Annotated in this window: 15 protein-coding genes; 4 read left to right on the forward strand and 11 right to left on the reverse strand. The window is 32.6% G+C overall.

Going from position 1 to position 20077, the window contains the following annotated elements:
* Positions 1-30 precede the first annotated feature (30 nt).
* A complete protein-coding gene (locus LY01_RS10970; protein WP_104515900.1) occupies positions 31-1071 on the forward strand; it encodes a flavin-containing monooxygenase in 1041 nt (346 codons plus the stop codon).
* A gap of 83 nt (positions 1072-1154) precedes the next feature.
* Here LY01_RS10970 and LY01_RS10975 read toward each other — a convergent pair whose 3' ends face one another.
* From LY01_RS10975 to LY01_RS11015, 9 genes are all read right to left on the reverse strand, one after another.
* The gene (locus LY01_RS10975) at positions 1155-2999 is read right to left on the reverse strand and encodes a PLP-dependent aminotransferase family protein (protein WP_104515901.1); all 1845 of its coding nucleotides are present in this window, start codon (positions 2997-2999) and stop codon (positions 1155-1157) included.
* 394 nt (positions 3000-3393) lie between these two features.
* Complete coding sequence (locus tag LY01_RS10980) at positions 3394-3777, reverse strand: DUF3037 domain-containing protein (protein ID WP_104515902.1); 384 nt, start codon at positions 3775-3777, stop codon at positions 3394-3396.
* The gene (locus LY01_RS10985; protein ID WP_104515903.1) at positions 3767-4546 is read right to left on the reverse strand and encodes a HipA family kinase; all 780 of its coding nucleotides are present in this window, start codon (positions 4544-4546) and stop codon (positions 3767-3769) included. The genes LY01_RS10980 and LY01_RS10985 overlap by 11 nt, the downstream gene beginning before the upstream one ends.
* 157 nt (positions 4547-4703) lie before the next feature.
* A complete protein-coding gene (locus tag LY01_RS10990; protein WP_104515904.1) occupies positions 4704-5465 on the reverse strand; it encodes a hypothetical protein in 762 nt (253 codons plus the stop codon).
* A gap of 149 nt (positions 5466-5614) precedes the next feature.
* Positions 5615-6352, reverse strand: coding sequence for an SDR family oxidoreductase (locus tag LY01_RS10995; protein ID WP_104515905.1), 738 nt, complete (start codon positions 6350-6352; stop codon positions 5615-5617).
* An 8-nt stretch (positions 6353-6360) separates the two neighbouring features.
* Positions 6361-7158: a haloacid dehalogenase type II gene (locus LY01_RS11000; RefSeq protein ID WP_104515906.1), complete on the reverse strand. Its 798-nt coding sequence runs from the start codon at positions 7156-7158 to the stop codon at positions 6361-6363.
* A 55-nt stretch (positions 7159-7213) separates the two neighbouring features.
* Positions 7214-7816, reverse strand: coding sequence for a TetR/AcrR family transcriptional regulator (locus tag LY01_RS11005; RefSeq protein ID WP_104515907.1), 603 nt, complete (start codon positions 7814-7816; stop codon positions 7214-7216).
* Between the two features lie 222 nt (positions 7817-8038).
* Positions 8039-13633, reverse strand: a complete 5595-nt coding sequence (locus tag LY01_RS11010; RefSeq protein WP_104515908.1) for a reverse transcriptase domain-containing protein — start codon at positions 13631-13633, stop codon at positions 8039-8041.
* Between the two features lie 66 nt (positions 13634-13699).
* The gene (locus LY01_RS11015; protein ID WP_104515909.1) at positions 13700-15442 is read right to left on the reverse strand and encodes a sodium:solute symporter family protein; all 1743 of its coding nucleotides are present in this window, start codon (positions 15440-15442) and stop codon (positions 13700-13702) included.
* Positions 15443-15558: 116 nt separating this feature from the next.
* Here LY01_RS11015 and pfkA point away from each other — a divergent pair, with 116 nt between their 5' ends.
* The 3 genes from pfkA (at position 15559) to LY01_RS11030 (ending at position 18623) form a co-directional block, all read left to right on the forward strand.
* Complete coding sequence (pfkA, locus tag LY01_RS11020; RefSeq protein WP_104515910.1) at positions 15559-16545, forward strand: 6-phosphofructokinase; 987 nt, start codon at positions 15559-15561, stop codon at positions 16543-16545.
* 136 nt (positions 16546-16681) lie between these two features.
* Positions 16682-17686 (forward strand): type I glyceraldehyde-3-phosphate dehydrogenase, encoded by a 1005-nt coding sequence (gene gap, locus LY01_RS11025; protein WP_104515911.1) that lies wholly within the window; start codon positions 16682-16684, stop codon positions 17684-17686.
* 70 nt (positions 17687-17756) lie between these two features.
* Entirely contained in the window at positions 17757-18623 is an 867-nt protein-coding gene (locus LY01_RS11030; protein WP_104515912.1) for an N-acetylglucosamine kinase, read from the forward strand.
* 80 nt (positions 18624-18703) lie between these two features.
* Here the strand turns inward: LY01_RS11030 and LY01_RS11035 are convergent, their stop codons facing one another.
* Complete coding sequence (locus tag LY01_RS11035; RefSeq protein ID WP_104515913.1) at positions 18704-19219, reverse strand: CIA30 family protein; 516 nt, start codon at positions 19217-19219, stop codon at positions 18704-18706.
* Between the two features lie 116 nt (positions 19220-19335).
* The gene (locus LY01_RS11040; protein WP_104515914.1) at positions 19336-20037 is read right to left on the reverse strand and encodes a hypothetical protein; all 702 of its coding nucleotides are present in this window, start codon (positions 20035-20037) and stop codon (positions 19336-19338) included.
* Between the last annotated feature and the right edge of the window lie 40 nt (positions 20038-20077).

Consider the following 20077-nt stretch of genomic DNA (forward strand, 5'->3'; position numbering starts at 1 on the left):
AACTTTTATAAAATTGTAATGAATAGTAAGATGTTAGATTATGTGATAATAGGTGGTGCACAAGCAGGTCTAGCTATGGCTTATCATTTAAAACAAATGAATAAAAAGTTCATAGTTCTTGATGGAGAAAATGAAATAGGTGCCTCCTGGTTAAATAGATGGGATTCCTTAAAGCTTTTTACCCCTACAGAATATAATCACTTACCAGGACTAGACTTTGACGCTCCTAAAAATCATTATCCTTCTAAATTTGAGGTAGCTAACTATTTTAAAAATTACGTAGATAAATTTGAAATTCCTGTTCAGTTAAACACGCTAGTTACTTCTGTAAAAAAGAAAGAGAAAACTTTTTGTGTAGAACATAAAGATGGTGTCATAGAAACTAAAAATGTAATCGTAGCAACTGGTCCTTTTCATATACCGTACACACCACCATGTCACGTAAAAGCATCAGACAGTATATTGCAAATGCACAGTAACTATTACAAAGGAATCGATCAATTACAAGATGGTGATGCACTAGTAGTAGGTGGTGGAGATTCTGGTTATCAAATTCTTAATGAACTATCTAAAGACGGCACGCGCAAGGTCTATTTTTCTGGTGATACGACTGTAAAATCATTACCGCAAAATTTCTTAGGTAAAACGCTATGGTGGTGGTTTACTAAAATAGGTTTTTTAAGCTATAACAAATACAGCTGGATAGGGAAGAAGATCAATTCTTCTACGCAACCAGTTATAGGTACTGACGTAAAGGGTATTCTAGCTAGAGAGAATGTATTTCCTGTAGGGAGAACAAAAGATGCTTTGAAGGAAAAGATTTTCTTTGAATCTAAAAACGTTTCTACCATTAAAAATATAATTTGGGCTACTGGTTACCGCCCTAACTTTTCATGGATAGAAGGTCTAGAACTCGATGCAGATAATTATCCTAAAAACTATAGAGGTGTCAGTAATATAGAAGGACTTTATTTTATGGGCTTGCCATGGATGTACACTCGTGGATCTGCAACACTAGGTGGAGTTTCTAAAGATGCTAGCTATCTGGCAGGTATCATGTCTAAAAAGTAATAAATAATCTTCTTATTAATAGAAAATAGAAACGCCGCTTCATTTTACATGAAGCGGCGTTTTAAGTAAAAGGTTAAAAACTCTTAGATAGAATCTACAAATTTAGAAAACACTTTTTTATGTAATTCAAGATCTAGGTTAGGAGATAGTGATGCACGTACGATGTAATCTTTATCACCTTCTTTAGTCGTTCCTTGTGTAGACGTTGCTGGTATAGTCCAGTAACAGCCTTTTAACTGTCCATAGCTCACACAAAATTTACTTTCGTCAGGAATCTCTGTAATCATCAAGTTAATTAACTTAAGGTTTAATTCCCTTTTATAAGCTTCTTTCTCTTCAGCATTAGCGCCTTTTGTAGGTAAGTCTAGTGAAAATACAGAAGGAGTAAATCCTTGCTGCGCTAATTCTTCTGATACAAAATTGATTTTTGCACCAGGTAGAGCCTCGTGAATATAATTTACAAATTCGCGAGTATTCTTATACGCATCTGTAATTCTTTGATTCATGGACGGCAGTTGCTCTGCAAGTATTTCATATTGAAGATCTGTAGCTTCATTATCACAAATACCTAGGTGCAATTCTATTTTTTCCATTAAAGCAGTAGTTTTCTTATTTCCTACACAGTAACCAGCCGTACAACGACCACCACTAGGAAATTTAGAACCACTAGCAAAAGATATAGTTCGCACACCTGATAGCATATCATCTTCTCCTAAAAAGTGAACATTAGGACAGAAGGTTTGATCAAGAATAAATACAGGATCTATCGCAAGATCTCCATGAGGTGTTTTACGTTCTTTAGTTAAAACCTCTTTTAATTGAACTAGGTCCGGTACCTCAACTCTAGGATTAGTAGGTATTTCGGCAATAATGTAAGGTATCGCGTCTTCCTTAGCAATTTGATTTAAAACGGTATCGATACTTTGTACCATATCATTATCACCATCTACTAGTAAATCTACAATATCTACATTATCAATACATGCCGCGACTCTTCTTGCCTGGTCATTTGTACCACCATAACAGTTAGGTGGTACAACTATTTTAATCGCTTTTCCTTTATGATTTTCCTTGGCATCGTTAATAAGCCCCATCATTATAGCATACTGAATCGATAAACCACTAGAACCTACTAGAGGTGTAGTACTCGATCTTGTAATCTCTTTAATAGAGTTTAAAACGCTTGCTTTGTCACTAACTACAGTAGTTTCTTCTACTTTAAAAGCAGTTTGTGATACTAAGGATTGTATAGCTATAACAGAGTTTGCAGGAGTCATCGCAATCGTTTCTCTTCTACGCACATGTTGTATGTCTGCAACATAACTTTCATTCTCCTGACCATTTATAACCAGTACACTACCTAACTTACCGTGCAGGCTTATATAAAAATCTATGTTTTCATGTAGCTCTATAGCACCTATTTGTTCTTCATTCTTGATAAAGATCGTACTACCGTCAAAGGCAGGAACATCTTTAATAGAATCTACCTTTTTTAATTCAAATTGGTATCCATAAACTCTTTCTATTGCTTGTGCATCAAAGGAGTCAGGTAAAGTACCAGTATAAATAATTTGGGTATTCTTATGGTCAAAAAGATTTTTTCTCAATACGGCTAGAACAGGTACTGTCTTTGAAGAAAAGCTAATTACGTTCTCAGATTTAAGTCCATCTAATTGTGCAATTCCCCATTCTAGAACACAAGATAATGGATGCCCTAATCTTATATAATCATAAGCTGTAGGTAATATTTCTAGTGCAGACTTCTCTGAATTATTATCATTATATAAAGCTTCAAATTGCTCTAGAAACTGAGTTTTTGCAAGTTCTTCATTATAAATATCTAGTCTATGCGTTGTAATATCCACCCAACCAGATGGCATATTATCTAATACGTCTTTAATATAACTTAGCATTTTATTCTTTTCCATAATTTTACCATATTAATGGTCAATAATATACGTTAATTTCAATTGTTACCATCCAGTATATAAGCTTTGAAATACTTATCATTACTCATTTTGATAGCCATTTATTTTACAAAGGGAAGCTAATTTATTTTAGTTACCCAGCGAGGACTTTTAAACTTTTCCTAATGTTTATTTTATCTAATCATCACCTGTCAAAACTAGTGTTTTAAATCATTGACTTATAGAGTCGTATTTAAACGTTAGACATAACTGCCTTTGCTCATCATACTGGTCTCTTAGTTGGTTTTAGATTCGCTTTCGCGAAAGCGGACCTCATAACAACCTTTTTTTATTAATTTAAAACTCATAACAGTAATCCAGTAGGGCAGTAGCATCATTTACCTAACGATATGATCTAGAGAACTTGTTTTTTAAATAATTCTTCTAGCGTCTGTTGTGGATCTTCACACAGTCCGGAGTGTGTATTTGAGCTTTGGATAATCGTGCTTCTACAAGCGGTTAACCATCTAAAACGGTCAGATAATTCCATTGCGCCTATTTTGCCACCAGCAGGCGAGCCATCGCATACTTTTATCCAAGCATTTAAATAATCCTCAAAAACTTCTATATCTACATCAGGAGAAAAAGCCTTTAATTTTTCTGGATTGATGTAATATTTCATGCCCACAAATTTCTTGCGTTTACAAAATAAAATAACACCTACATTAATAAACTCTTCTCGCTCTACCTTAGGTACCACTCTTATCGTAGCATACTCAAATGTAAATTTATCTTGCATCTTGAGCTTCTTTAATAAGTAAATCTATCTTAGATAGGCGCGTGTTTAAAAACAGGTTATACGCCTCTCTTATCTGGTCGCTAGTCATAGCGTCAGACTCATTTATAAGCCAGTCTTCTGGTATGTTAGAGATTATTTCATTAATTCTTTCTGGAGTAAAAAGCGGTATAATTTCTTTAGAAGCGTCTTCTAATTGGGTAGCTTTTTCTAAAAGCACATGATCTTTTATCAAAGGAAATGTTCTGGTCAAATGATTTTCCCATGTTTTCCAATCGTGATGAAAATAGAAACTAGCACCGTTATCAATAATCCACAGTTCTTTATTCCACTGCAATAGATTGGTATTCTTTGCGGTTCTATCGATGTTGCTTATAATGCTGTCCAGTAAAACGACTTTAGAAGCAGTTAAAGAATCTACCTCACTAACTAGTGGATCATAGGTTATAGAACCGGTTAAGAAGTGAAGCCCTAGGTTTAAACCTACGCTAAATTTTAATAAATCCTGTATCTCTTCATCTGGCTCGGTTTTACTAAAAGAGTCGTCTAGATTCATGAAAACTATTTCAGGAACGTGTAAGCCTAATGTGCGAGCTAGTTCACCACCTATAAACTCTGATATAAGTGCTTTTTTACCTTGTCCTGCGCCTCTAAACTTGATTACGTATAGAAAGCCATCGTCTGCTTTTACAATAGCAGGCAATGAGCCGCCTTCTCTTAATGGCTGTACATATTGCACCACATTTACAGTGCGAATATCAATTTTATTCATAGAAACCAAAATTACTAAATTTAGAAGTGCTTATTCTGATTTTTAGTATTCTTATAAGGCATAAAAAAACTCACCGTATCTAATAAAAGAAACGGTGAGTGATAAATTAAAATACTATGTAAAAACTAGAGAATTTAAAGCATTAATAATTTGCTCATTATTTACTCAAAGGAGCTTTAAACCAAAACTCTATAGAGACCGGTTCTCCTTGCGATTGTGCTCTATCGCCACGACTGCCGCCACCTTGACCACGACCACCTTGTCCGCGTCCACCGCCGCCTTGACCACGACCGCCGCCACCTTTGCCGCCTCTTTTACCTTGAGATGCACCTTCTTTATTTTGCCCTTCAGACTTTCTTTCCAGCTTATTAGTCATAACACCTATTAATAGTTGAGAAAAATCTGCTGTACCGTTAGCATCTATTCTTGTTTTAGGAATTTTTAAATCATATTCAAAAAGTTCTCCTGTAACCTTATAACCTAGTGCGATGTCATACGCATTAAGATCTTTATGAAACTGCTGTCTTTCTTCAAAGTAAACGTATTCAGCCTCACCAGGTAAGTCTGCTATGATGGTATTTAAATCTATAGATGGCTTTTCGTCACTGTCACTATCTTCTTTAGATGGTTTAGGCATGCGCACCGGTTTTGAATCGTATGGATACTTTACATAAACACCTTTATCTTCATTTCCTTTTACATCAAAGTAAATCGATAGACCATGTCTTAAAATAGACATAGAGGTTTTCTTATCCTCTGTACTTATGTTCACATAAACATAGTCTGCGTCATCATGTACTTTATAAACGACACGATCATTTGTAACCACTACAGGATCTGTAACTAGATATGTTTTATCACTTGTTTCAGGAGTTGTAAATGATGCTAAGGCAATAGATAGGAATAACAGAAACTTCATAAAATGTTTTTTATATTCTATGAGACCCTAGATTAATAGAAAGGTTTAAACAGTAGCGGTGATCTAATTAAAAAGCTCATAAAATCAAGGAAATGATTTTATGAGCTTACTAACTAAAATGGGTAAGAGCAGCCTACCTGAGATATCTATTACACTAAAGCGCCATTTGCACCTATCACTTGTCCAGAGATCCACTTAGAATCGTCAGATGCTAGAAATAAAACCACCTTTGCAATGTCCATAGGTTTTGCTAGTCTATTAAACGCATTCATAGAACTTAATTTATCAATTTGTTCTTGCGACTTACCGTCTAGAAATAATTTAGTTTCTGTAGCTCCAGGTGCTAGTGCATTAACAGAAATACCTCTTCCTATTTCTTTAGAAAATACACGAGTCATTTGCTCTACCGCAGCTTTGGTAGCCGAGTAAATAGAGTAGGTGGGCAACATTAATTTTGTAGTACTAGAAGAGAAGTTGATAATAATACCGTTATCAGCTAGTTTGCTATCTGCTTCTTGTAGTGTGTTAAAAATACCTCTCACATTAACGTCAAATTGTTTTGTAAAATCTTCCTGAGTAGTATCCTTTAATTTTTTAGAGATCATGGTACCAGCATTGTTTACCAGTACATCTATTTTGCCATATGCCTCAATCGCTTTGTCAAATAACATCGTTACCTGTTCTCTATCGCTTACATCTGCTTTAATCGCAATGGCATCACCACCATTTTTAATAATAGTAGCAACCGTATCATTTGCTTGTTCCTCACTGTTAGAATGATTAACAATAACTTTGGCTCCATTTTCACCTAATAGAATAGCTGTTTCTTTACCTATTCCTTTAGAAGAACCAGTAACTATAATTACTTTGTTTTCTACATCACTCATAATTTCTATTATTTTAATGCGATTAATTGATTTGTAATTAACTTTAAATCTTTTTCATTGAATTCAGGGTTAGGAGCAAGCGGATATAACTGTGCCCCAGGTCTACCTATAAAAGCACCTCTCCATTTTGCCCATAAAGCACCAGCAATATCCCAACCATGCGCCGCTATTAACATACACTCTTCAGGTTGTACACCCATCATTCTAGCTGCCCAATCATAAGCATCTGTATGCGGTTTATATTTACCTAGGTCTTCTATACTTAAACGCTCATCAAAATACTCTATTAAACCAGCATTTTCAAACTGTGTTTTTACACCTATGTTAGAAGAGTTAGTAAAAGAAACTAACTTATAACCAGCTTTTCTTAAACGAGCAAGAGATTCCTTTACCTCAGGATGTGCAGGTATAGAACGCAATGGGGTTAAAATAGCAGTTTTTGCCTCTTCTTCGCTTATCTTAATTCCATGGTTAGCAGCAACCATTTGTAAGGCTGCCGCACCTATAATACCAAAATCATTATACTGTCTCCCCACCGTAGTTACTAGAGAATACTGTAACATAGTCGTAAACCATAAAGGCAATAAATCTGGTCTATTACCTAGTGCATTTCCCACGCTAGTCTTCATGGTCGTTAAGTCTAATAATGTCTCGTTAACATCAAAGAATAACACTTTAGGTCTCGTTGTGTTTTCTAAGCCATTAGAGGCTGTTCTCGTTGAGGTAGCCGCCATTGCTGGTGCTGCTGCTAGACCCATTCCTAATACGGCAGTTTTCTTGATAAAATCCCTTCTATTGTTACTCATTTATACGCTGTTTTTTAAAACATACCTAGTGGTATGTTTTTAGTTAAAAAAAATATTAGACTTTAATTTGTTTTAGATACAGTTGTAAACCAGATAGATAGTCTACTAGAATAGCGTCGTTATCATATAGTTTTCTGATACCTCTTATACCTTCAAAAGAGCTTATCAAATACACCGCAACCGCCTGATTAGATATTTCTTGTTTTATACTATTCTCTCGCTTACCTCTTTCTATAAGTTCTATTAAGGCAGCCTTCCATTTTTCAATAATACTTTTAAGCGCAGTTTGATATAACACCTCGTTATCACCCAGTTCATTAATAAAATTATTCATGGGGCAACCATGCTGCTTATCATAAAAAGGAAACTCCTTAAGTCTATTGATAAAAACAGACTCTAAGATATCAAATGCGTTACCAGGCTCTTTTAAAGGAGCTATCATACCATCTACAACTCTCTTTTGTACCTTAAGCTGAATCACCTCTAGACCCAGTTCTTTTTTACTTTTATAATGATGGTAAAAAGCACCTTTACTCAATGCCGTTTCCTTCATTATTTTATCGATGCTCGTCGTTTTAAATCCATGTTCATAGAAAAGGTTAAATGCCTTATCTATAATAAGTTGCTTAGTAAACTCAGATTTTAATTCTTGTTGCATGCGGTAAAGGTATATAAAAATACCAGTTAGTATGTTTTTGTTATGTTAATTAAAATAATTTCGCTTTCGCGAAAGCGAGACCAAAAAAAACTCACAGAATCTAGTAATAGATTTTGTGAGTGGAATAGGGCGGAGGTAGTTGTTATTTTAGTTTTTGTTATTGGTTCTGTCTATATTTTCTCGTTGATCCAAAATAACTTTGACATTGTGGTTGGTAATTTGTTATCTCTTCCAATTTCCCACATAATCTAATAAAGGTAATGCACCATTTTTAGGCTTTAATGATAATAGTTGAATATGCCTTGAAGGTAAAGAACCAATTCTTAATAAAGTATTGCTTTCGTCTATAATATCATCTGATTTAACTCCATTTTTATAATTAGACCATTTACTATCACAATTAAAAATTTTTTTTAATAATTCACGGTCTTTAAGTAGTGTGTAAATTATTTTTTTGTGTCTTTCATTAAATGATTTTTTACCAATTGAATAATCCGGTTTTTCTAATATTTTATTTTGAACAAAATTTATATTACCATCAACTCCATATTCTTTTAATTTTTTAGATATGTTAGTTTTGAACTCTTTCGTAATGACAGGTGAAATGAATATTATTTCTTTTACTTTTATAAAGTTTTCTTTAAGAGTTTTAAGTTTATGTTCTTCGTTAATATAAAAATACTTTTCTTTTTTATCTTCTCGCTTCGCTGTCTCTCCTTTGAACTCTTCAAAATCAGTATATTCAGTTAGGTAATATTCTAAAGCCTTACTTGTTTGAGTACCACTAATTAAAATATCATTTGGTATGATTAATGTTTTATTACTACAATCTTCGGTGAAAATAATTTCAGCATACTTTTCAAAATCAATATCTCTTGGTTCTATAGAACATTTTTCTAATAGCCTAGCTAATCCATTTTTTCCATCTCTGCCAGTGTGTTTTAATGGAAATATAATAAAGTCATCTGATAAATGGTATTTTTCTAATTCTTTAGAGAAAAAGCTCACATCATCATTCGTAATAGGAATATGTTTCTTTAATAAATCAATAATAGCACTGTACAAATTCTCAATTTTATAATCATTTTCTTTTAAATCAAAAAAATCTTTTAATTTAGAACCTGCAATGTTTTCCTCATTAAATAGACTTAGCCAATTAATAATTCTCTCTTTTGTTTCTATAGAATCTTTATAGTGATTTTTAAGATTTGACTCTAGTTCCAATGTATCTTTTGCTTCATAGAATTCAGTTGCCTTTTCTAGAGAATTACTTTTGGGAAACAACAATAAAGCCTTTTGAATATCAAGGTCGTCACCCTCTTGAAGTGAATTATAAATCTCTATTCTATCTTGAATTCTATCAAAAGATTTATCTATTTCATTTTCGGCTATGTAAACATAATATTTATCGCCTTGTTCTTTAATAAAAGAATATTTATTATCAGTTAATAAAGGGATTTTGTCTTCATCTATATATTCGAAACAACTGGTTGAAGAATTATATAATAAGATATCGGCTAACGAGATATTAATGTCATTAATAACTATTTTATTTTCCCTTTTAGTAGTTGTAGCATTAAACACTTTAATGGTTGTGATTTTTTTATTAGAAAAATCCCTTGAAATTAATTTCTCTTGTGGAAAGTTTTCATTTTGCACTGTCAAAAGAGATTCTTCGATTGATTTTATATAATGATTAAAAGTTTTACTTATTAAAGAGCCTTGATTAGTCAACTGTAGTTCAAACTTTAGTATTGAATCATATATCGAATTAAAAAAACTTTTTAATGTTGTATCATTAGTATTTGAGTATTCATTTATGCAAAATAAAATATCTTTTATCTCATCTCCTTCTTTAAAATGAGTGAAATGTATATTGAGATACTTAGTAAGCAAAAATTTATCTTCTTTTAATAATTCTAAAATTGTTGTGGACCAGTAATATTGAAAATCATTAATTGATTCAATATTTGCATCTTTAACTATATCACTAAACTGTTTGATAAATTTTACCTTATCACTTCCAGAACCAGATTCTATTATTAATTCAGATTGAGGAAAAAAATTAGCATCAAAATACTTTACAGAAAAATTATAGTCGTTATCTTCTGATACTATTTTGATATTTGCATACCTACTTTCTTTCTTAATTATATAGAATAAGTTATGCCAATAATAATTAATATCATTTTCATTTATTTGCCCTTCTGCAGTTATCGCCTTATTATTCTTTATTGAATAAAAGGGAACTAATGGTTCTCCTTTTTTTAAATAAACAGGAGTGTAAAGTACTGGGTAATTGACCTTATAATCCTTTTTGAATTTTTCGTGTTTAGTGATTTTACTACTTAATGATGTTATAAATTTCGCAAAGCTAGTAGACTCTAATTTTTCATGAATCAATTCAAAATCTTCTTTTGAATATTCAAATTCTCCCTTGTCAGATTCTAAAGGTTTTATGAAGGCAAACATTGAGGGATCAATGTCATCATTAAGGCTTTTGATAAATATTTTTTTCTCTCTCCTGTTTTCTAAAACAATCAAACCATTTACAGCCAAGTTTTGCATACAGATTTTATGATCCTCAGGATATAATGTGACTTGTTTGTTTTTTAACCATTTGTAAAATAATGAGTCATTTTTGTAGACATCTATGTCGTCAATAAATTCATCAAATGAATCTTTCCCTGAGAAAAGCCTAAACATTAATACATTATTAAACTTTTTGACTAAACTACTAGTGCTTTTGTATTCTCCAAACGCACTTCCGGCAGTGTCAGCTAATAAAACATTATAGCTTCCACTTGAAAAATCAGAGTTTTTAAAATTATCCAATTTAGTTAGCCAATTAAACTCAACTTTTTCATCAATTTTTATCTCATCAGCTTTTGTTAATAATATTAACCAAGATTCACTTAAATTTTTATGTTCTTTAACATTGTAAAATAGCGTGAAATAAGAAATACAATGAAAGTAGATTAATAGATTTTTTTCATCATTTAAAAACAAGGTTTTGTCAGGAGATTCGCTCCATTCAGTCATTCTAGTAAAAGAATATTTAGCCAACTTATTTGCTACTTCTAAATCTAATTCATTGTGATTAATTATTTTGTACAGCTCTTTTATAAAATATTCACTATCGTTTATTTCTTTTAGTACACTCTCTAAATTTGAGTAATTCTGCATTGAATATTTAATATTTGGTGTTTCTATTGCTAATTTTTTAATATCTACCGGAAGTTTTTCTATAAAGATGTCAGGTAAACTTAAATTTTTCCTCATTGCTATTACAGTAATTAATAATTTGTCTGCACGACTGAGGTCTACTTTTTCTGTAGTTTTTTCAATTAGATTCGTGAAATCTGTTATAGTAAAATTAATTTTATCCCATTCTAATAGAATAGTATTGAGGTAGTGGGTAAGTGATAATCCTTTTACTTTATCTAAAATTTTAATTAAGTCAATAAAAACATTAGGTAATGTAGCTATTAGGTCTTTATAAAATATCATATATAATGTGCCTCGTCCTTCTTTAGAAAACGGTAAGATTTCAGCAAGTCTTTTGCGTATATATGTTAATCTATTATCATCTTTGAACTGGAAATAAAAAAAACGAAGATTATCTTTCAATCCGAATCTTGCATCTATTGTTAAATTGTCTAATAGTTTTATAGTATCATTTATTTCCTTATCTGATAATACGTTCTTAGTCTTATTAACTTTATTGATTGTGTATTTTACATCATCTTTGTATCGACTGAATCTATCTGATTCTCTGTATTCTTTAACATTACATATTTCAGTTTTAGATTGATTTAATAATAAATCATTAATATTAAGCCATTTTTCAATACTAGCGTATAATTCAATAGCTCTTTCTTCATCTTCAAGAAATATGTATGCGTCATCTACAAAACGATAATAAAATTCTCTTCCTTGATTTAAACTGATAAAATTTTCTATAATTTTATCTAAACCAAGTAAATATATTTCAGCAAGATATCTTGCATAAGCTGGTCCTTGTGGTAAACCTTTTTCATTATTATTAGTAGTTAACTTACTAAGATTAATAAGATAGCTTACTATGTTTTTATATTTGACTTGATCTTCAGGAGCCAATTCATTTAAGACTGTTTTTATATTTCCTGGAGCTTCTTCATAAAGTTTAATGGAGAGCCTTTGAATATTTACGTTATCGTAAAATCCTTTTATATCAATTTTAATAAGGAAATGATTGTCAAATTCTTGATTAAAAATTACTTGCTCAATATTTTTGGAAAACTTACCCCAATTAACGAACCAGTTAGTGAAAATATTCTCATTATAAAAACTTGGCGAAAGTTCGTAACCATATGAGAAATTAGATATTTCAGTATAAAAAAGATTATTTAATACAAAAGTAAAATATGTAGATATTATATTATTATGATGTTCTAAATTATATAAAATTCTTGTTTTTTTTCCTTCAATCCTCTCAAATTTAAAACCTTTATCTTCAATTGGAAATTGACCATTTAGCACTTCTTCTATTAAAGATTGAATTTCGAGTTCGCTAGTAAATTCAGTTTTTTCTATTTGAGTAAATAATGGAACTTCATCATTTGATCTAGAATATTTATTTAAAGCTTTTTTTAAATTATAAAAGAGTTTACTATCAATATTTTTTATTTCAAAACTTGGTTTATCTTCTAAGATTACTCCATCTATCAATTCAATGGGTGATTTTATGTTATTCTTTTGACAAGAATCACAATTGCCTAAAGACTTACAGGTAACAGGTGATAAGTATTTTATATTGGCTAGTTTCTTTATAGTAATCTCTTCATTAAATCCTTTAATCTTAGAAAATAATTCTAACAATATATTTCTTCCAAAATCTGGATCATTATGTGTCTTTAAGTTACCTAGTAAACCACACAATATATTTCGTTCCCTATTACCTAAACCTTTTTGATAATCAGTTAATATTATTTTTAGATGCTCACACTTCTTTAAAGAATTTAATATTTTATCAAGAGTTATATCTTCAGATAAATATGTATCTTTTTTCACTTGAGATTTCGAGTATTTTTCTTCTACTGAGTTGTTTAATTTAAAGTCAGATATTAAATTTTGAATGAACTTTTTAGAAACACTTTTATTATTATTTAATATTTGATATTGCCTCTCAAGAAAGTCAGCATTAGGTACAGACAACCATTTATTTTCATCAAAATTAAATTCATTTTTATCATCAATGAAAAAAGACAATTTATTAGACCCTTTATTTTGTGATAAAGGTAGTTTAACACCTTTTCCAATACCTTTTGAATTTTTACTCACAGTAGATGAAGCAGGGAACTTATCGGCAATAATATTTTTTTGTAATTGAGTATTTGATAAAATATATTGAATAAGATAATATCCATCTTCTTTACTTAACAATTCTTCAAATGTTATCCATATATGAAAGCCTCTTCTTCCTGAAAATTCTAATAAATATGGTATTTCAATTGTTTTTAGAAAAGAACAAATTTCATCAGCAGATTTTTTTACAAGTTTTAGATTCTCTTTATTGACCGTATTTAAATCAATCTCTTGCTTAGAGATGTCTAAATCAATACAAATCCATTTAATGTTGGCATCATTCAGTGTATGTAACTCCTGATAGGTTAAAAGACTTTTACTTTCTTTTAGCATATCTTCAATCGTGACTGATGTAATCCTTTGTTTTATTAACCTATAAGAACCGTCAGATAACTGCTTTCCATATTTGTAATCATCGACGTAGAACGTATTAAAAAGTTTTTCAGAAATTTTTTTTTGTATATCATCCATCTTTAATCGAAGATAATTTTTTAAGATTCAAATTTTGATATTTTATTATAATTTTCTTATTTTTTTCTAAAACAACTTTTTCCTTAATGCTATGACACTGGTGGCACATACAGTAAAAACGACGAGTAGGGACAGTCCCATGGTCAGGTCGCCATAGAGTAATTTACCGGTGGCAAATAAAAGGCTATAGATTCCTATAACGCCTAGTAAGAAACCGAGAGTCTTGTACTGGAAATTATGAAACTTAGATTCTGCCCCAAAGATGGCTGCTTGAAATTTATCTAGGGTATTCTGGTCGCTTTTTTCGGTGATGAAGGTAACGGCTAGCCATGCGATACTGGTAATAAGTACGTTAATGCATATCATGTGCCAGTTGAGCAACTCACCAAATAACTGTCCTTCTAGCCCTAATAGCTCGCTAGAATTAATAAAGAAAAGTACTGCCATGGTAAAGGATACTGCCATAGCGGTGATCTCTGACCATGGGTTAATGCGATACCAGAACCATCTAAGGATAAATAATAATCCTGATCCTGCGCCTATTTGTATAATAAGGTCAAAGGCAAATTTTGCTTCTTCTAACACAAAGGATAGTGCTGCTGCGGCTGCCATCATGATTATCATGGAGAGGCGTCCTGTGATTACTTTTTCCTTTTCGGTGGCGTCTTTATTTATAAATCGGGCATAATAATCGTTTACTACATAACTAGAACCCCAGTTTAAATGAGTAGAAATGGTGCTCATAAAGGCTGCGATTAATGAGGTAACGACTAGTCCTAATAGTCCTGCTGGTAAAAAGGTAAGCATGGCTGGATAACTGAGGTCGTCTTTTATGAAACCTGGTTCTAGTTCTGGAAATGCTATGGCAAGTGATTCTAGGTTGGGATAAATGATAAGTGACGCGAGTCCTATGATAATCCACGGCCATGGACGTAGGGCATAATGGGCTAGGTTAAAGAAAAGTACCGCCCAAGTGGCGTTTTTTTCATCCTTTGCAGCGAGCATGCGTTGTGCGATGTAACCACCACCACCAGGCTCTGCTCCAGGATACCAGGTGCTCCACCATTGTACGGCTATGGGAACTATAAATATACCCATGAGTAAATCGGTGTTTGAGAAATCTGGTAATAGATCTAGTTTGCCTTGTACATTAGGATGTGTGATAAGATTTGCCATTCCATTAATTTCTGGTAGGTCGAGTATGTACCAGGTAGCCCATATAGAACCTACCATGGCGATTATAAACTGTACAAAATCTGTTATTAGAACACCTTTTAAACCACCTAATAAGGAATAGGCTAGTGTAATGATAGAGGCAAAGGTAAGTGTGGTCCATGCATCAAAACCGAACATAACGTGTCCTATCTTAATAGCAGCAAGGCATACGGTAGCCATAATGATGATATTAAAGACTACACCTAGGTAAAGGGCTCTAAAACCACGTAGGAATGCAGCGCTCTTACCGCTATATCGCATTTCATAGAACTCTAGGTCTGTAGTGATACCGCTGCGACGCCATAATCTAGCATAAAAGAATACGGTAAGCATACCGGTAAGTAAAAATGCCCACCAGACCCAGTTACCAGAAACACCGTCTGATCGCACGAGACCTGCAACAAGGTTGGGCGTGTCTGCTGCAAATGTGGTTGCGACCATAGAAACTCCTAAAAGCCACCACGGCATATTTCTACCAGATAAATAAAAGGAAGAGCTGTCTTTGGAACTTTTTTTAGAGACTATTAAACCTATGGCTAGTGATATTAAAAAGAAGACAATAATGATGCAAATGTCGATTAATTCTAATTTCATGAATAAAAGTTATTAACGATAACGTTTGAATTTTATTAAAAAGCTAAATATAGAATAAATGACTGTTTATAATCGCAAAACTTTAATAGATTAGCGTAGTTATTATCAAAAAAACAATGGATATCAAGATAAATAAAATAGGTGTGATGACTTCTGGAGGTGATTCTCCTGGTATGAATGCCGCGATAAGAGCCGTAGTTCGTACGTGCGCATTTCATGAAATAGAATGTGTAGGTATTTACAGAGGTTATCAAGGTCTGATAGAAGGTGATTTTAAACAAATGAATGCTCGTAGCGTTAATAATATCATCAATAAAGGTGGTACTATATTAAAGAGTGCTCGTTCTAAAGAATTTATGACTAAGGAGGGACGTGTGACCGCTTACGCGAAAGCGAAAGAAGAAGAGCTGGATGCTCTAGTAGTAATAGGTGGAGATGGTAGTTTTACTGGTGCGATGGTATTCTCTCAAGAATTTGATTTTCCTGTAATGGGAATTCCTGGTACTATTGATAATGACATTTATGGAACGTCTTCTACTCTAGGATATGACACAGCACTTAATACTGTTGTCGAGGCGATAGATAAAATACGTGATACGGCTAGTTCTCATAATAGACTATTCTTTGTAGAGGTAATGGGTCGTGATGTAGGTTATATAGCTCTTAATGCTGGTGTAGGTGCTGGTGCTGAAGAGATTTTAATCCCAGAAGAAAATTTAGGTAAGGAACGTCTTATAGAAAGTCTTAAAAGATCTAGATTATCTGGTAAGTCTTCTAGTATAGTAGTCGTTGCCGAAGGTGATAAGACTGGTGAGAATGTTTTTGAACTTAAGGATTATGTAGAAGAAAATTTACCTGAGTATGAGGTAAGAGTATCTGTATTAGGTCACATGCAGCGTGGTGGTTCTCCATCATGTTGGGATCGTGTTCTTGCTAGTAGAATGGGTGTGAAGGCTGTAGAAAGTTTGCTAGAAGGTAAAACTAATTTTATGGTAGGTATAAAAGATACTAAAATGGTTTTATGTCCTATAGATAAGGCTGTAAAAGGTAAGACAGACATAAATCTAGAGTTATTGCGTGTAAGTGATATCATGACCACTTAAAAAAGGGGCTAATAACTAGTACAATGAATTAACAGACTCTAACTGTATAAAAAGGAGAAACTAAAAAAGTAAAAGGCAGTTTTGCTGCTTTATAGAGTACTTAAAAAAGATTGTTAAAAAATTTAAATATAAAAAGATGAGTAAAAAACTTAGATTAGGAATTAACGGATTCGGTCGTATAGGTCGTATCGTTTTTAGAGCTACATTAAAAAGAGAAAATGTAGAAGTAGTAGCTATCAATGACCTTGTAGATGTTGAGCAACTTGCATACTTACTTGAATATGATTCTGTACACGGTAAATACGGTGGTACAATAGAGATTAAAGATGGTAACCTAGTTATCGATGGTGTCGAAGTACGTGTTACTAGTGAGCGCGATCCTAAGAACCTTAAATGGAATGAAGTGGACGTAGATGTGGTTGCAGACTGTACAGGTATCTTTACAGATTTAGATAGCGCACAAGCTCACCTAGATGCTGGTGCAAAGAAGGTAGTAATATCTGCTCCATCAAAAACGGCTCCTATGTTTGTAATGGGTGTTAATGATTCTGAATTAACTGCAGACCATAAGATCGTTTCAAATGCATCTTGTACCACTAACTGTCTTGCGCCAATGGCAAAGATTCTTAATGACAACTTTGGTATCAAAGAAGCATTAATGACTACTATACACGCAGCTACAGCGACTCAACAAACTGTAGATTCACCTAGTAAGAAGAACTACCGTCTAGGACGTAGTGCTTTAAATAACATCATTCCTGCAACTACTGGTGCTGCTGTGGCAGTAACTAAGGTAATTCCAGAATTAGCTGGTAAATTAACTGGTATGGCTTTCCGTGTACCTGTAGTGGATGTGTCTGTTGTAGACCTTACTGTTAAATTAGAAAAAGAAACTAGCATAGAAGAAATTAATGCTGCATTTGAAAAAGCTTCTAAAGGTGATATGCAAGGTGTAGTAGGTTATACTACTGAGGCTGTTGTATCTCAAGACTTTGTAAGTGATGACCGCACAAGTATCTATGACGCAAGTGCTGCAATAGAGCTTAATCCTACTTTCTTTAAATTGGTAAGTTGGTATGATAACGAGTTTGGTTATTCTAACAAACTAGTTGACCTAGCAGAGAAAGTTAACTCTTTATAAAATAATTATCAAAGCTGTTAGGTAATCATCTAACAGCTTTTTTATTTTTACACAAAATTAAATATTACTTATGATCCTCATAACAGATAGTGGTTCTACTAAATGTGACTGGATAGCCATTAATAACGATGGTGAGCAGTTATTTAAAGTACGTACTCAAGGTTTAAATCCAGCTATTTTAACTGTTGAGCAACTACAAGAACGTATTCTGGCTAGTGATGAGCTAGTTGCTGTAAAAGAAAAGGTAGAAAGGGTTTACTTTTATGGAGCAGGATGTGGTACTGAAAAACCACGTGCTACACTAGAAGGTTTGCTACAGTCCTATTTTAATAAGGCAAGCGAGGTAGTCGTGAGAGAAGATACAGCTGCGGCCGTGTTTGCAGCGGTAGGAGACAAGCCTGGTATCGTTTGTATTCTAGGTACAGGATCTAACTGTTGTTACTCTGACGGTAAAAAAATCCATCAAAAGGTAGTATCTCTGGGATATACAATTATGGATGAGGCTAGTGGAAACTGGTATGGTAAAGAACTGATAAGAGATTACAGCTTTAAAAGAATGCCAGAAATTATTAGAGAGCGATTTGCAGCAAACTATAATCTAGAATGTGATTATATGAAACGCAATCTTTATAAAGAACCTAATCCTAATGCATTTCTAGCTTCTCATGCCGAGTTTATTTTTCAAAATCTAGACGAACCTTATATTAAAAAGGTATTACGTCGTGGTTTGAGAAAATTCTCTAGAAATATGATTCTTCAATTTCATGAAGAGATAAAACAGTATAAAGTTCACTTTGTAGGTAGTATTGCGCATTTTGCAGAGCGACGTATCAAACAAGTTGCAGACGAGTTTGATTATGAAGTAGGTAATATAGTACGTAGACCTATTGATGGTCTAGTAAAATACCATATCAATAAATTGAAAACAAAACAATAGTTTTCATACCTATTAAAAACAAAAGCCGTTTCTATTTTTAGAAACGGCTTTTGTTTTATAATGTATTGTAAATAGAGTGATTAGAAGAATTTAATAGACTCTATTTCTATTTTAAAATCACCTACTATTCCTTCGGCTACATAGAAATTATACCTAAGAATATGTTTTAAAACAGAAAGATCTACGTCATAATCTACTATTTCACCAAACTTTACATGTTGAAAATCTGCAATGGGAAAATGTACGGTAGTCCAGTTATCTGGTAAAGTATGTATCATGAAACCTATTTTTTCATGTTGCCATCCTTCATTGTATTCTATTTCAAACGCATAAGGACGTCCATCTGTCTTAAGTTTTATTTCTATAGAAGTGTACTGACTTAAATCTTGATCTATTTTATTAGACCTTATACAGCTCCATGCACTATTATTTATATTTCTTATGGTACCACTATAAGTAATGTGGTTATCATGCTGTTCTATTATACTAGAAGATTTACCTCCAGTTACTCGATCATCAAAGGGCAACCATTGATATCTCAATTGCTCCTTACCAAATGTAATCTCGGTAGGAACGATTTTATTAACTTTAATCATTCAGGGGAATTTAAAATTAGAGGTGTACAAAATTACTCCACAACTTCACATTATACAAGTCTAACGTTTATTAATCATCAATATTTTATGCCCTAGTTGTAAATTTCCTTAATAAACTATGCTTTTTGTTCCATTATTAATAGTTCTTGGGTGGTGAGATCTTTAAAAAAATAAATAGAGTATTCCTTTTCATTCACTCTATATTCCATTAAAAATTCTAGATTTTTTAACTTTCTAAAATCTACATCATTTACACGCCATTGAGGATAACCGCCCATTAAAACAGGTGCAGTGGTAGGTTTAAAAGTTTCTTTAACCTTTTTGTAAAGTGTCCATGGATGGTTAGGTTCCATAGTGGTTATAGCTTTATGTATATCTGGGAATCTGTGAATTACTTCTTCCCAAATAGGAAGACTTTCTTGTTCTATTTTCTCAATATTAGACAGCTCTTGTTTTAAGGTATCAGGTAGATTTTCTTTTTTATGTACCACATAGTCATATTTCTTTTTATCATTAAAACCTTTAGTTAGATCTATGTATAAACTTATAGCTACATTTTCAAATAGATAGGTACCTGTGTATAAAAATGCTATTTCTTTTTTATTCTGTGGGATAGGATAAATATCAGCGAGAGGATAGGAGTCAAAGGACATGGTTTCCTTTTCTAAGGCATATGCTTTTAGAACATGAGGTTTCAATGCATTCACTATGGTGTCTATCTCTAAAGCAGTAATCTCGGTATGTTCTTTTTTACTAGCCATTAAGTTTTCATAATACCTAATGGGTTTACCTAATAATTTTTCTAAATATTTAAACATAGTGATCTGCTTTAAGAGGTTTAAAACTAAAAAAAGCGCT

Origin of the sequence: Nonlabens xylanidelens (genome assembly GCF_002934445.1) — a bacterium.
In the GTDB taxonomy this organism is placed as follows: domain Bacteria; phylum Bacteroidota; class Bacteroidia; order Flavobacteriales; family Flavobacteriaceae; genus Nonlabens; species Nonlabens xylanidelens.